This is a genomic window from Paenibacillus sp. JT31N7 (assembly GCF_059692095.1).
The window spans coordinates 1,458,446-1,472,636 of record NZ_JCAUAT010000001.1 but is presented as its reverse complement, the minus strand read 5'-3'; the positions used below and the strand labels follow the sequence as shown (position 1 = coordinate 1,472,636).

Genomic DNA, 14,191 nt, shown 5'->3' with positions numbered 1-14,191 from the left:
CTCCTCCTGGGGTACGTTATCTTTATCATCATAGCAGATGAAAAGCGCTTACGCGATAGATTGTCCGAAAAAACGACAGGATACGCAGGATAACACGAAAATAACAGGGGTAAACACGCGGAGAAACGCATAAAAACATGCTTTTTTACGGTTGACTTCTTTTGTCGAAAGTGGGATAATGGGCTTCAAGTGAATAGGGTACCTTTAAAATCAGTCCAGAGAGGCTGGCAAGGTCAACGTTTAAGCAGGAGCAGACTCCGGGGGAGAGCGAATTGCGGCGATTAGCTGCAACTTCCATCGGTTCCAAGCACCCGTCTGTTTCTGCACATGCGCTAACCTTCTTGCCTTCTGAGCAAGGAGGTTTTTTTATGGCCGAAATTCGAGAAACACGTACCCGACAGAAGGAGGCAGTCGACATGAGCGAACACATGCATGTGCTGCTGGATGAAATGGCAGTTAGAAGGGCTTTGACCCGGATTGCCCACGAAATACTGGAGAAAAACAAAGGGGTCGGCAACTGTATGCTGATCGGAATCCGTACCCGGGGCATTTACCTCGCACAGAGGGTGGCGGAGAGGATTCGGGAAATCGAAGGTGTTCCGGTTCCGGTCGGGGAGATCGATATTACTTCCTACCGTGATGACCGGGTGAAAGTACGGTCCGTAGATACGGTGCCGGGTGGAGACAACCTGTATATTCAGAGCAAGAAAGTCATCCTTTTCGACGATGTGCTCTTCACGGGACGCACGGTGCGGGCTGCGCTGGACGCCCTGATTGACCTGGGAAGGCCCGAGATGATCCAGCTGGCCGTACTCGTAGACCGGGGACACCGGGAACTGCCCATCCGGCCCGATTACGTAGGCAAGAACGTGCCGACATCGAAGCTGGAGAAAATCGAAGTTCACCTGACAGAAGTAGACGAACACGACCGAGTGGTCATTATACAGCAGCAGAGGGGGAACGAATGATGGGAGCCGTCCAATCACGTACAGCGAACCATTTCATCGGTCTGAAAGGAGTCAGCGCTTCTGAAATTAAAGCGATTCTGGACCGGGCCGATTTCTGGGAAAATCATCCGGATAAAGTGACGAACCGGTTGAAGGGGACCTTTGTTTCGAATCTTTTTTTTGAAAACAGCACGCGGACCCGCTTTTCCTTTGAAATGGCGGAGAAAAGACTGGGAGCTCAGGTGCTGAATTTCTCCGCGGCGGAATCGAGCGTACAGAAAGGCGAGTCGATTTACGACACGGTCCGGACCCTCGAATCGATGGGAATCGACGCGGGAGTGATCCGGCTGAAGCCGGTCGGTCTGCTGGCCGAGCTCGCGGAGAAGATCAGCGTCCCCCTGATCAACGCCGGGGACGGAAATAACGAGCATCCGACGCAGGCGTTGCTCGACCTGTACACGATGCGCCGGCACTTCGGCGAATTGCGGGGGCTTACCGTCTCCATCGTCGGAGACATTCTGCACAGCCGCGTGGCCCGCTCCAATCTGTGGGCGCTCCGTGAAATGGGAGCGAACGTCAAGTTCTGCGCACCGGTGAACATGCAGGCGCCCGAGCTGTCCGCTTACGCTCCATACGTAACGATGGAAGAAGCGCTCCAGGCGGACGTGGTCATGATGCTTCGGGTCCAGCTGGAACGGCACGAGAAGGGCATGATTTCTTCGGCGGAAGAATACCGCTGCCAGTACGGGCTTACGATGAACCGGCTGCAGCAGATGCCGGCACACGCGATCATCATGCATCCGGCTCCGGTCAACCGGAACGTGGAACTTGACGATGAGCTGGTGGAACACGCCCGCTCCAAGATTTTCACTCAGATTCATAACGGCGTACCTATCCGCATGGCTGTAATCGAACGGACACTCAGCTAAAGCAGGCCATGAAGAAACGGTAAGATCAGCCGGCAAACGAAAACGGCTTGGACAAGTTGAACATATAATCAGAAGCGGCAAACTGCGAGAGCAAATACCCGCTTTTCTATAGAGGAGAGGAAAACGGCATGGGAATGTGGATCTTAAACGGAAAAATGCTGGACGCCTCCGGTAAGGAAACGACCGGGCATGTGCTTGTGGAAAACGGCAAAATCGCGGCGATCACAAACGGGGAGGAGCAGCCGGACACAACCGGACATGAGGTTATAGAAGCGGCAGGCAAGCTGGTTTCTCCGGGCTTTATCGATATGCACGTGCATTTGCGCGAACCGGGTTTCGAGCACAAAGAAACGATAGCAAGCGGAACGCGATCAGCAGCGCGGGGCGGTTACACCACGATCGCCTGCATGCCGAATACGAAGCCGGTTATCGATACCGTCGAAACGGTTAAGCTCATCCAGGGGAAAGCGGAAAACGAAGGGAACGGAGTGAAAGTCCTTCCTTACGGATGCATCAGCCGCAACCAGCTCGGCCGCGAACTTACCGATTTTGAAGCTTTGAAAGACGCCGGAGTCGTGGCGTTTACGGATGACGGAGTCGGGGTACAAAGCGCCCAGATGATGAAAGACGCGATGAAGCGGGCGGCCGAGCTCGGCATGCCGATCGTCGCCCACTGCGAAGACGAGACGCTGGTAGCCGGGGCTCCGGTTTCCGAAGGGACGTTCGCCGATAAGAACGGGCTTAAAGGAATTCCGAACGAGTCGGAGGCGATCCATGTAGGCCGTGATATCCTGCTGGCGGAAGCGACGGGCGTGCACTATCACGTCTGCCATGTGAGCACGGAGCAATCCGTACGATTGATCCGGCTGGGCAAGCAAATCGGCGTGAAGGTGACGTCCGAAGTTTGCCCGCATCACCTGCTCCTTTCCGAAGAAGATATTCCGGGCATGGATGCCAATTGGAAAATGAATCCGCCCCTGCGTTCGAAGCGGGACGTGGAAGCGGTAATCGAAGCGCTGGAGGACGGCACAATCGATATCATTGTGACCGATCACGCACCGCACAGCGAGGAAGAGAAAGCCAAAGGCATGCAGCTTGCGCCTTTCGGAATCGTAGGCTTTGAAACGGCCTTCCCGCTCCTGTATACAAAGTTTGTCGCGACGGGCAAATGGTCGCTGGGCTTCCTGATCGAACGGATGACTTCCAAACCGGCTGAAGTGTTCGGGCTGGAATCCGGACGGCTGAAGGTTGGAAGCGATGCGGATCTTACACTGGTCGATCTGGAAACCGAAAAAGAAGTGGATCCCGCGGCATTTTTGTCCAAGAGCCGCAACACACCGTTTACGGGCTGGAAGCTGAAAGGCTGGCCGGTGCTGACGATGGTCGGAGGCACAATCGCCTGGACGGAAACAAACGAATAGACAACACGAAACATATAGAGAAGGAGCTGAGGGGCATGAAGGCAAAGGCAAGACTGCTGCTGGAAGATGGAACGCTTTTTACGGGTAAATCGTTCGGGGCCGAAGGGGATTCGGTCGGCGAAGTTGTATTCAATACGGGAATTACGGGATACCAGGAGGTACTTTCCGACCCGTCCTACTGCGGACAAATCGTAACGATGACCTATCCGCTGATCGGCAACTACGGTATTTCGCGGGATGATTTCGAGTCCGTGAGACCGTTTGTCCACGGGTTCGTCGTACGCCGGCACGAAGAATCGCCAAGCAACTGGCGCGCGCAGTACACCTTGGGCAATCTGCTCAAAGAATACGGCATTATCGGCATCAGCGATATCGACACGCGCATGCTGACCCGTAAAATTCGCCATCACGGCGTCATGAAAGGTCTGCTGACTACTTCGGACCGCTCGGTTGAAGAATTGAAGGAAATGCTGCAGACGACTCCTCTTATGACCACGCAAGTATCGACGGTATCGACGCCGCATGTATTCAGCGCGCCGGGTAACCGCGAGCGTGTTGTCCTTGTGGACTTTGGAGCGAAAAGCGGAATCGTCCGCGATCTGACGAAGCGCGGCTGTGACGTGGTTGTCGTGCCTCAGGACACGACAGCGGAGAAAATTATGCGTCTTGCGCCGGACGGTGTCCTGCTGTCCAACGGCCCTGGGGACCCTAAAGATGTTCCTCATGCGGTTGAAACCGTCCGCCAGCTTTTGGGCCAAGTGCCTGTCTTCGGAATCTGCCTGGGTCATCAACTGTTTGCCCTGGCTTGCGGGGCGGACACCGAGAAGCTGAAGTTCGGCCATCGCGGCGGAAACCATCCGGTGAAAGATCTCATTTCCGGACGCTGCTACATTACTTCCCAGAATCACGGCTATACCGTTAAAGAAGAATCCATCGCCGGTACGGACTTGATCGTTACTCACATCAACAACAACGACCGTACGATCGAAGGACTTAAACATAACCAGTATCCGGCATTCTCGGTCCAGTATCACCCCGAAGCGGCTCCGGGACCTTTCGATTCGAGCTACTTGTTCGACGATTTCCTGACAATGATCCGCTCGCATCATACCGACAACCCGCAGGCTCCGCGTCAAGCGCAAATGCTTGCCGCCTGGAAAGCCGAGCAGTCTGACAACAAGTCGAAAGGAGAACTTCACTATGCCAAAAAATGAGAAGCTCAAAAAAATTCTGGTGATTGGATCCGGACCGATTGTCATCGGCCAGGCTGCGGAGTTTGACTATGCCGGCACACAAGCGTGCCAGGCTCTTAAAGAAGAAGGCTTTGAAGTTGTCCTGATCAACAGCAATCCGGCAACAATTATGACCGATACAAACATGGCCGACAAAGTATACATCGAGCCGATCACGCTTGATTTCGTTACCCAGATCATCCGCCAGGAGCGTCCGGACGGACTTCTTCCGACACTTGGGGGACAGACTGGACTGAACATGGCGGTAGAGCTTGCACGTGCAGGTGTCCTGGAACAGGAGAACGTGAAACTGCTCGGCACACAGCTTACGGCTATCGAGAAGGCCGAGGATCGTGACTTGTTCCGCGATTTGATGCGCGAGCTGGAACAGCCGGTACCGGACAGCACCATCGTAACGACCGTGCCGGAAGCCGTTGACTTCGCTAACGAAATCGGCTACCCGATTATCGTGCGTCCGGCTTACACGCTCGGCGGTACGGGAGGCGGGATCTGCCACAGCGAGGAAGAACTCGTGGAAACCGTAGCATCGGGTATCCGCTACAGCCCGATTTCCCAGTGTCTCGTCGAGAAAAGCATCGCGGGCATGAAAGAAGTCGAGTACGAAGTCATGCGCGACGCCAACGATAACTGCATCGTCGTCTGCAACATGGAAAACTTCGACCCGGTCGGCGTTCACACAGGCGACAGCATCGTCGTAGCTCCGAGCCAGACGCTTTCGGACCGCGAGTACCAGATGCTTCGCTCGGCGTCGCTGAAAATCATCCGCGCGCTGAATATCGAAGGCGGCTGTAACGTCCAGTTCGCTCTGGATCCGTTCAGCTTCCAATATTACGTCATCGAAGTAAATCCGCGCGTAAGCCGCTCTTCGGCGCTTGCATCCAAAGCGACCGGTTACCCGATCGCCAAGATGGCGGCCAAAATCGCAATCGGCTACACGCTGGATGAGCTCGTTAACCCGGTTACCGGCCAAACGTACGCCTGCTTCGAGCCGACGCTCGATTACATCGTCTCCAAAATCCCACGGTGGCCGTTCGATAAATTCATCAACGCCAACCGTAAGCTGGGTACGCAGATGAAAGCGACGGGCGAAGTGATGGCGATCGGCCGTACATTCGAAGAATCGATTCACAAAGCGATCCGCTCCCTGGAAATCGGCGTACACCGCCTGTTCCTGAAGGAAACCGACCTGCTGGATCAAGAAACTCTGGAACTCCGCCTGCAGAAGCCTGACGACGAGCGTCTCTTCCTGCTGGCCGAAGCTTTCCGCCGCGGCTACACCATCGAGCAGCTTCAGGAATTGACCCAAATCGACTGGTGGTTCCTCCACAAGCTGGACGGCATGATCCGGTATGAAGAGGAAATCGCTTCGGAAGAGTTTGATAACGAAGTGCTCCATGATGCCAAACGGATGGGCTTTACGGATCGTGCCATTGCCGAAATCCGCAGTCTCGCCGGCCGCAGCACATTCGTCCATGAAGCGGAAATCCGCGAGTACCGTCTTAACCAGAACATTAAACCTGTCTATAAAATGGTCGACACCTGCGCCGCAGAGTTCGAAGCGACTACACCGTACTACTACTCCACCTATGAGATGGAAGACGAAGTACTGGAAACCGAGAAACAAAAGGTTGTCGTTCTTGGCTCCGGACCTATCCGGATCGGTCAGGGAATCGAATTCGATTACTCCACCGTCCATGCGGTATGGGCCATCCAGGCTGCCGGATACGAAGCGGTAATTATTAACAATAACCCGGAGACGGTTTCCACCGACTTTAACACGTCGGATCGTCTGTACTTCGAGCCGCTCTTCTTCGAAGATGTTATGAACGTTATCGAACGCGAGAAGCCGATCGGTGTCATCGTCCAATTCGGAGGCCAGACGGCAATCAATCTGGCTGCTCCGCTCTCCAAAGCGGGCGTGCGCATTCTGGGCAGCGACCTGGAAAGCATCGACAAAGCCGAGGACCGCAAAAAATTCGAAGCTCTGCTCCGCAAGCTCGATATCGCACAGCCGCCGGGCGGCACGGTTACTTCCGTGGACCAAGCGGTCGGAACGGCAGCGCAGTTCGGTTACCCGGTGCTTGTCCGTCCTTCCTACGTGCTCGGCGGGCGCGCTATGGAAATCGTCTACTCCGATGAAGAACTTCTCAGCTACATGGAGTACGCGGTGAAAATCAACCCGGAACACCCGGTCCTGATCGACCGCTACATGCTCGGCAAAGAAGTGGAAGTCGACGCGATCTGCGATAAAGAGACGGTAGTCATTCCGGGTATTATGGAGCACGTCGAGCGCGCAGGGGTCCACTCCGGCGACTCTATCGCGGTCTATCCGCCGCAGTCGCTTTCGGACGACATCAAAAAACAGATCATCGATATTACGACTAAAATCGGCTTGGAACTGCAGGTAGTGGGCCTCGTCAACATCCAGTTCGTTATCCACAAAGAGCAGGTATACGTTATCGAAGTAAATCCGCGCTCCTCGCGCACGGTTCCGTTCCTGAGCAAAGTGACGAACATTCCGATGGCCAATGTGGCTACACGGGTGATCATGGGCCAGAAACTTACCGAAATGGGTTATCAGAGCGGCCTTTGGCCGGAAGATAGCTTCGTATCGGTCAAAGTACCGGTGTTCTCCTTCGCCAAACTGCGCCGCGTAGATACGACACTCGGACCGGAGATGAAATCGACGGGCGAGGTTATGGGACGCGACGTCAACTTTGCGAAAGCTCTTTACAAGGGTCTTATCGGCGCAGGAATGAAAATTCCGGCCGCTGGAGCTATCATCGCTACCGTAGCGGACAAAGACAAGGAAGAAGCCGTGGAAATTTTCGGCGGATTCCAGCGGCTCGGTTATAAAATCATCGCGACAGGCGGCACGGCTAAGGTGCTCGAAGCCGCTGGCGTTCCGGTCACCACGGTGAACAAGCTGAGCGAAGGCTCGCCGAATATTCTGGATCTGATCCGCAGCGGGGAAGCGCACTTTGTCGTCAACACATTGACGAAGGGCAAAACGCCTCAGCGTGACGGATTCCGTATCCGCCGCGAAGCGGTCGAAAACGGCGTCGTCTGCATGACCTCGCTCGACACCGTCCGTGCTCTGCTTCATATGCTCGAAGCGATCAACTTCTCGTCCCGTTCTATGCCGGTATACGCGTAAACGGACGGATTCAAACCAAATCAGGGGATGTGCGCATAACCGGCCCGCAAAGGCCGGGAGCGTAACATCCCCTCCTTATGAACGCATGTATGGAAACAGGCCATTTGAAAGGAGAATGCTGGATGGAAACCGCAAGAGCACAATCCGCCGGACGGATCATGGTTGCGTTGGACTTTGCGTCGGCGGATAAAGCTGACACGCTCATTCAGGAACTTCGGGGAATTCCGTGTTACATAAAAGTGGGGATGCAGCTGTTTTACGCGGCCGGGCCCCGTTTTGTAGCGCGCTTGAAGGACGAAGGCTACAACGTATTTCTGGATGTGAAAATGCACGATATTCCGAACACGGTCAAAGGCGGCTCCGAAAGCGTGACGCGCCTTGGAGTGGATATGTTCAACGTCCATGCTGCCGGAGGCATCAAGATGATGGAAGGTGCACTGGAGGGTGTGGACAAAGCCCTTGGCGGAGGCGCAGCGAAGCGTCCGCAGGTCATTGCGGTTACTCAGCTGACGAGCACCAGCCAAATGATGCTGAACGAGGAAATCGGTATTGCCGGCCGAGTGGAGGATGCGGTCGTCCGTTACGCACGTCTGGCTCGTCAGGCGGGACTCCAGGGTGTCGTCGCGTCACCGCTGGAAGTGTCCGCCGTCAAGGAAGCGTGCGGCGCCGATTTTATCACGGTGACTCCGGGAATCCGGCCCGCCGGGGCGGCATTGGGCGACCAGAGCCGCGTCATGACGCCTGCCGAAGCTTTCGCGGCCGGAACCGATTATGTGGTAATCGGCCGTCCGATAACGGCCGCACCGGATCCGCGCCAGGCGCTGGAACAAATTTTGGATTCGCTGGAGCGAAGCTAGTCTCTCATTGATATAAACGCAAAACCTTAACTACAGGAACGGAGTGATTGGATATGAACACAGCGCAATCGACAGAACGTGAAATAGCGGCTTCCCTGCTTAAGATCGGAGCGGTAGCTTTGCGTCCGCACGAGCCTTTTACCTGGACATCCGGGATCAAATCGCCGATCTACTGCGATAACCGTCTGACGATGTCGCACCCGGAAATCCGCGATGCTATCGCAGAAGCGTTTGCGGCCAAAATCCGCTCGGAATACCCGCAGGCCGAGGTAGTCGCAGGCACGGCTACGGCCGGTATCCCGCACGCGGCATGGGTAGCGCAGAAGCTCGGGCTTCCGATGATTTACGTCAGGGACAAAGCCAAGGGCCACGGCAAGCAAAATCAGATTGAAGGCGCTCTGGCGGCCGGGCAGAAGGTCATCGTGATCGAAGACCTGATTTCGACGGGCGGAAGCTCCCTTAAAGCGGCATTGGCCGTAAACGAAGCCGGCGGTCAGGCGCTGGGGGTATTGGCCATTTTCTCCTATCAGCTGGACAAAGGCATTCAGGCGTTTGCCGAAGCCGGCATTCCGCTGGATACGCTGACCAACTATTCCAAGCTGCTTGAAGTAGCCGTGGAACAAGGGGCCATCGCCCAAGACGATCTGGAGCTGCTCCGTTCCTGGCGTCAAGACCCGGCTTCCTACGGCGTTTAAAAACGGTTAGGCGGCCCGAAACGAGGCCGAAACGGCTGAATCCCGGTTAGTGAGCAACCGCGGGACAAGTCCCGAATGAGGCCCGCAAACACGGGGCTGACGAGATAGGGGATAGAATACCCAGCAGCACCCGGGACTGCCCCGCCGTATGCCGCAAAACAAATAGACCTCCATCCGCCCTATCACGGCGTTGGAGGTCTATTTGTTTTGGTCGACCAGGTCCGCACGATTGCGGCCTATTCCACCTGGAAGCGCTAGCCCGTTCGTGGTTGAACAGCGTCATGCGATGCCGCACCGCGCCGGTCTCGGCTGTCTACCTCAGCCTACGCGCTTGCCCATAATGATCAGATCCCGCTCGATTCCGTCCAGCTCCGCGATCCGCGGAAGCTCCGCCCATTTGGCAAAGCCGTAACGGTCGAAGAGAGCAAGGCTGTGCGCGTTGTGCCCGAAAATAAAGCCGAGCACGGTTTTAATGCCCAGCTCCGGACAGGCGGCGATGGCTTTCTCCAAAAGATAGCGTCCCAGACCGCGACCGCGGCATTCATCATCGAGATAAATGCTTACCTCGGCGGTGCCGTTATAGGCAGGACGGCCGTAAAAAGACTGGAAGCTCAGCCATCCCCAAACCTTGCCGTCTTTTTCAAGCACCCAGATCGGGCGGGTTTCGGGATTGTGCTCGGCGAACCAGTTTTCCCGGCTCTGGACGGTTACCGGTTCAAGGTCTGCCGTGACCATTCTCCCCGGAATGGTTGAATTGTAAATGTGTACAATAGCGGGAAGATCCGCCGGTAGAGCATCTCTAAGCTTGTAAGTATCCTGCTGCATACCTGTTCCTCCGTTTTCGGGTGCGATGACTTAATTTTATCCATGTTAACTGGGTTAGGCTGCATTTTTTATTGGTCTGCCAATTTCCCCCAGAAGCCGCAAACGGCCTGCAGGCCCTTATCGAAGTTGTCCAGATCGAAATGCTCGTTGGGAGCATGGAGATTTTCGTCCGGAAGCCCGAAGCCCATCATGACGACGGGAGCATGAAGCAGGCGCTCGAAAACGTCCACAATCGGAATAGAGCCGCCGCCCCGGGTGAGGGCTGTTTTCTCTCCGTAGGCCTCTTCCAGCGCCGCCGAGGCGGCCACCATAACCGGATGATCGGCCGGTGTCAGGAAGGGGTTGCCCTGCAGCACTCTTTTGACCGAAGCCTTCAAGCCGGCCGGTGTGTGGGCCGCCACATGACGCTCGATCAGCTCGAATATTTCATCCGGGCGCTGATCCGCAACGAGCCGGCAGGCAATTTTAGCGGACGCGCGCGCCGGAACGATCGGTTTGATGCCTTCGCCGGCAAAACCGCCGCTTATTCCCGTTACTTCCAAAGTCGGCCGCGCCGTCGTACGTTCGGTGAACGTATAGCCTTTCTCGCCGTAGAGCTCGGAGAGCCCCAGATCCTCCCGGATCTTCCTCTCATCCTGCGAGACCCGGGCCAGCTCGCTGCGCTCCTGCTCCGTCAGATGGATAACGCGGTCGTAAAAGCCCTCTACCGTGACGCGGCCTTCTTCGTCGTGGAAGGAATCGAGCAGGCCTGCAAGCGCATGAACGGCATTCGGCACGCCGCCGCCGTACAAGCCGGAGTGGAGATCGTTTCTGGCCGCGAGCATTTCAATCTCGACGCCGGCAACTCCGCGAAGTCCATAAAGCAGAGCGGGTTTGCCTCTTTCCAGCATCGGCGTATCGGAGATAACGATAGCGTCCGCTTTAAGCTTCTCCGCATGCTCTTTAACGAACGGGGCGAGGGAAGGGCTCGTAATTTCTTCTTCGCCTTCGAGAATAAACTTGATGTTGAGCGGCAGGCTCCCGACCGCCTCAAGGAACGTTTCAACCGCTTTGACGTGGATCCAGAGCTGAGCTTTATCGTCCGTCGCTCCGCGTGCATAGATTTTGCCGTCCCGGATGACGGGTTCGAACGGTTCCGAATGCCATTCGTTCAAGGGATCTGCAGGCTGGACATCGTAATGGCCGTATACCAGGATGGTCGGTTTGCCGGGCGCATGCAGCCAGTCTCCGTACACAATGGGAAGTCCCGCGGTCGGCATGACCTCCACATTTTCCAGACCGGCACGGGCCAAAGCACCGGACAGCCATTCCGCGCAGCGATGAACGTCTTCCCTGTGCTCGGACAATGTACTGATGCTGGGAATTCGGAGCAGCTCTTTCAGTTCTTCAAGATGGCGTTCTCTATGCTGGGATGCATAAGATTCGGTTTTGGCTTTCATGGTGACAGGACTCCTTTTTTGACAATGGGTTAAAAAAGCTTATCCTCATAACTTCCCCATTTTCATTTAAAATCCTGCAAACTCTTTCAATAAGGAAAGGAACCGCCGGAACGGAGGCAAGAAAAATATTTTTTTGGTCTAAAAAGAAACTTCCCGGGGATTCAATCGTCTTACTAAGTGGAAACAGGATGGTAATCTTTTCATCCGGGTTCTGGCAGCAGGCTTGTCGTCCGTATTTAAATCATGGTTGAGGTGGAAAAATATGCGTAACAAAATGGCAGCCCGTGCGACCGCATTGGCGCTGATTCTAACATTAAGCACAGGGGGAGTGCTTATGGCAACCCCCGCAGCGGCAGCTTCCGGACAACCGGCTCTGGGCTCGGTTGCGGCTGGCGGTTCCGGTTCGTTCGAGCTTCAGAACATCCAGCTTCTGCCGGATCAGAACGGCAATATCGTCACATTCACGGTCGGCGTCCATAACAAAAGCGCTGCGGATTTACCGCTTGTGGACTACTGGGTCCGGCTCAAAAGCAAAACGGGTCATACATACACGGTGCGTTTGATGCCGCAGGACAAAGAAGTGAACAAGATCGGAGCCCACTCTTCGGGTCAGGTGTCTTACTACGCCAAAGTCGGCAGCGGCGAGAAACTTCAGGATCTGCAAGTGCAGTTTATCAAGTGGGATTTCAGCCAGCCGAACTCCGAGCGCATTCTCGGACAAGTATCCGTGCCGGCTACTTACACGGGTGTGACACCGACGGGACAAAATGCCGACTTCCAAGTGGGAAGCAGTGAACTGCGCGCCTCGACGGAGAAGTTTACAAACGGAAAAAACGAGAAATATTACTTGCCCGCGATAAGCCTGCAATTGGAGAACATCGGAGGCGCGGCGGTAACCCTGCCGGAAGTCCAATTCTCGGTTCGTACCCCGGAGGGGCTGTTGTATCCGCTGGAAGCGAAGAACGCCAAGGATTTGAAAATCAGCCCGAAGGAAACGAAAACCGTTCAGCTGTCGGGGGCAATTCCGCTTAAAGCCGGAGAGAAGGGCTGGGAGCTTGTCATCACCCGGATTCATCCCGAGCTGAAGTTCAACACGCTGTTGGCCGCTTACCAGCTTCCGGCCGTCAGTAAACCTGCGGGCGGCGAGGCCGGCAAGGAAACGCAGTTTATGAACAAGTCGGGTCTCTATACGGCCAAGCTGGGAGGCATTTACCGTCTTCCGTGGGAAGACCAGGATATTTTGACCGCCAACGTCACGCTGTCGAACAAAGGGGAACAGTCGCTTCCGATACCGGATATGACGGCCTACTTCCTGCTGGATAATGCCGTGAAAGTGGAGGCCAAGCTGGTCCGCACGGGTAAAGTGATCGGAATCGATCCGGGCGCCTCTCTTTCCGTCGAAGCGCTCGGTAAAATCCCGTATACGTATGCGTTTAAGGAAGTCAAGCTGGTTATCCAGGAAAAAGAAAGCGACACGCAGATGAACGATCTGCTGGAGCTGACCGCGAAGCCCGATCTGCAGCAGCTGCCGTTTGTGGGACTAGGCGAGAAGTACGCCCGGGAAGAAATCGGCCGCAAAGCGCAGTATACGGTTGCGGGGATCAATTCCTACGAGGGTTTGAGCGGAAGCATCGTTTCGGCCGAACTGGAGATAGAAAATGCGGAGAAACGGTTTGCGCCCGTCACCGGTCTAGTCGCCCATTTTCAGTTGAAGGACGGCACCGTATTCCCGGCTTCCGTATCGGATATCAAGAAAACGGTTGCGCCTGGCGGCAAAGCGAGACTGAATGTGTGGGCAGCTCTTCCGAAGGGCACGGATATGGAGAATGTCCGTCTGCTGATCGGTGATTCCGTAGTTCTGGAGACCGGAGAAGGCAAGCAAGGAGACGGTCAGCAGACCGTAAAAACCGATGCTTACGTAAGGCCCGTAACGTTCGCGCTGCCCAAAGAGAACAAGGATATCAAAGACAAGCTGAAGGATATCGCACTGTTCCCGTACACGGTTTCCATGAGCCGGATCAATACATCTATCAACAACGATACGCTGACGCTGAAATTCGATTACGACATCCGCAAGCAGCTCTTAACCGAAACGGCGCCGGAAGGCCATAAGCTTGTTCTCGTGTTTGAAGATTATAAAGGGAACAAATCGTTCGAGAAAGCGTATGAACTGAAAAATTGGGAGCCGCACGACGGCAAATCGGCCGAGCAGGTGACCGACAATGAACTGAGAATCGGCAAGAAAGAAAACTTCACGATTCAGCTTCAGGACGCAGACCTGATTTTTAAACAGCGGTTCCTCGATAAGTACCATCTCAGCGTGTATCATGAATTCCAGGGACAGCGTAAGCTGCTGGCCAAGCAAAGTATCGACTGGTTTACTTATTCGGACTAAGTATATCGATAATAGAGGGTTTTACAGCAAAAGTTCTATCTCCGGATGGAACTTTTTTCACATTTATCCGTAATTGTTGAAGTGGACACCTCTTTTTTGTCGTCAAAACGGTAGGAGGCAGCGTGAAGGGAAGAAAGAGGAGAGAAATAAATCATGGCAAAAAAATAAAGCCAGTTTATATTTTTTTAACCTTTACCGTTTATGATGGGGAAAGAATGGGTATAGCTGCCAATTTCAAGAGAGATTGTTCAATCGGTGCGGAGGAGTAGAGTG

General features: G+C 54.9%; 11 protein-coding genes. 9 read left to right on the top strand and 2 right to left on the bottom strand.

From position 1 onward, the window contains the following. Positions 1–416: 416 nt before the first annotated feature. From pyrR to pyrE, 7 genes are all read left to right on the top strand, one after another. Positions 417–968, top strand: coding sequence for a bifunctional pyr operon transcriptional regulator/uracil phosphoribosyltransferase PyrR (pyrR, locus tag AC58P5_RS06665; RefSeq protein WP_497385320.1), 552 nt, complete (start codon positions 417–419; stop codon positions 966–968). Continuing rightward, a complete protein-coding gene (locus tag AC58P5_RS06660) occupies positions 965–1,876 on the top strand; it encodes an aspartate carbamoyltransferase catalytic subunit (protein ID WP_497385319.1) in 912 nt (303 codons plus the stop codon). The genes pyrR and AC58P5_RS06660 overlap by 4 nt, the downstream gene beginning before the upstream one ends. Positions 1,877–2,004: 128 nt before the next feature. Continuing rightward, on the top strand, positions 2,005–3,297 hold the full coding sequence (gene pyrC, locus AC58P5_RS06655; protein WP_497385318.1) for a dihydroorotase: 1,293 nt from the start codon (positions 2,005–2,007) through the stop codon (positions 3,295–3,297). A 35-nt stretch (positions 3,298–3,332) separates the two neighbouring features. Continuing rightward, the gene (gene carA / locus AC58P5_RS06650; protein WP_497385317.1) at positions 3,333–4,511 is read left to right on the top strand and encodes a glutamine-hydrolyzing carbamoyl-phosphate synthase small subunit; all 1,179 of its coding nucleotides are present in this window, start codon (positions 3,333–3,335) and stop codon (positions 4,509–4,511) included. Continuing rightward, the gene (gene carB / locus AC58P5_RS06645) at positions 4,498–7,707 is read left to right on the top strand and encodes a carbamoyl-phosphate synthase large subunit (RefSeq protein ID WP_497385316.1); all 3,210 of its coding nucleotides are present in this window, start codon (positions 4,498–4,500) and stop codon (positions 7,705–7,707) included. Before carA ends, carB begins: the two co-directional genes overlap by 14 nt. Positions 7,708–7,829: 122 nt before the next feature. Then, complete coding sequence (gene pyrF, locus AC58P5_RS06640) at positions 7,830–8,564, top strand: orotidine-5'-phosphate decarboxylase (RefSeq protein WP_497385314.1); 735 nt, start codon at positions 7,830–7,832, stop codon at positions 8,562–8,564. Positions 8,565–8,617: 53 nt separating this feature from the next. Next, positions 8,618–9,259: an orotate phosphoribosyltransferase gene (gene pyrE, locus AC58P5_RS06635; protein WP_497385313.1), complete on the top strand. Its 642-nt coding sequence runs from the start codon at positions 8,618–8,620 to the stop codon at positions 9,257–9,259. Positions 9,260–9,577: 318 nt separating this feature from the next. Here pyrE and AC58P5_RS06630 read toward each other — a convergent pair whose 3' ends face one another. Both AC58P5_RS06630 and AC58P5_RS06625 read right to left on the bottom strand, forming a co-directional pair. Then, positions 9,578–10,084 (bottom strand): GNAT family N-acetyltransferase, encoded by a 507-nt coding sequence (locus tag AC58P5_RS06630; RefSeq protein ID WP_497385311.1) that lies wholly within the window; start codon positions 10,082–10,084, stop codon positions 9,578–9,580. A gap of 68 nt (positions 10,085–10,152) precedes the next feature. Beyond that, complete coding sequence (locus AC58P5_RS06625; protein WP_497385309.1) at positions 10,153–11,523, bottom strand: dipeptidase; 1,371 nt, start codon at positions 11,521–11,523, stop codon at positions 10,153–10,155. A 262-nt stretch (positions 11,524–11,785) separates the two neighbouring features. Here AC58P5_RS06625 and AC58P5_RS06620 point away from each other — a divergent pair, with 262 nt between their 5' ends. Further along, positions 11,786–13,918 (top strand): hypothetical protein, encoded by a 2,133-nt coding sequence (locus AC58P5_RS06620; protein WP_497385308.1) that lies wholly within the window; start codon positions 11,786–11,788, stop codon positions 13,916–13,918. Between the two features lie 122 nt (positions 13,919–14,040). Continuing rightward, positions 14,041–14,187: a hypothetical protein gene (locus tag AC58P5_RS06615; RefSeq protein ID WP_497385307.1), complete on the top strand. Its 147-nt coding sequence runs from the start codon at positions 14,041–14,043 to the stop codon at positions 14,185–14,187. The last annotated feature ends 4 nt before the right edge of the window (positions 14,188–14,191 follow it).

Bases quoted from the DNA above. Each gene is read 5' to 3' on its own strand.
- pyrR (WP_497385320.1), top strand. From the start codon at position 417: ATGAGCGAACACATGCATGTGCTGCTGGATGAAATGGCAGTTAGAAGG.
- AC58P5_RS06660 (WP_497385319.1), top strand. From the start codon at position 965: ATGATGGGAGCCGTCCAATCACGTACAGCGAACCATTTCATCGGTCTG.
- pyrC (WP_497385318.1), top strand. From the start codon at position 2,005: ATGGGAATGTGGATCTTAAACGGAAAAATGCTGGACGCCTCCGGTAAG.
- carA (WP_497385317.1), top strand. From the start codon at position 3,333: ATGAAGGCAAAGGCAAGACTGCTGCTGGAAGATGGAACGCTTTTTACG.
- carB (WP_497385316.1), top strand. From the start codon at position 4,498: ATGCCAAAAAATGAGAAGCTCAAAAAAATTCTGGTGATTGGATCCGGA.
- pyrF (WP_497385314.1), top strand. From the start codon at position 7,830: ATGGAAACCGCAAGAGCACAATCCGCCGGACGGATCATGGTTGCGTTG.
- pyrE (WP_497385313.1), top strand. From the start codon at position 8,618: ATGAACACAGCGCAATCGACAGAACGTGAAATAGCGGCTTCCCTGCTT.
- AC58P5_RS06630 (WP_497385311.1), bottom strand. From the start codon at position 10,084: ATGCAGCAGGATACTTACAAGCTTAGAGATGCTCTACCGGCGGATCTT.
- AC58P5_RS06625 (WP_497385309.1), bottom strand. From the start codon at position 11,523: ATGAAAGCCAAAACCGAATCTTATGCATCCCAGCATAGAGAACGCCAT.
- AC58P5_RS06620 (WP_497385308.1), top strand. From the start codon at position 11,786: ATGCGTAACAAAATGGCAGCCCGTGCGACCGCATTGGCGCTGATTCTA.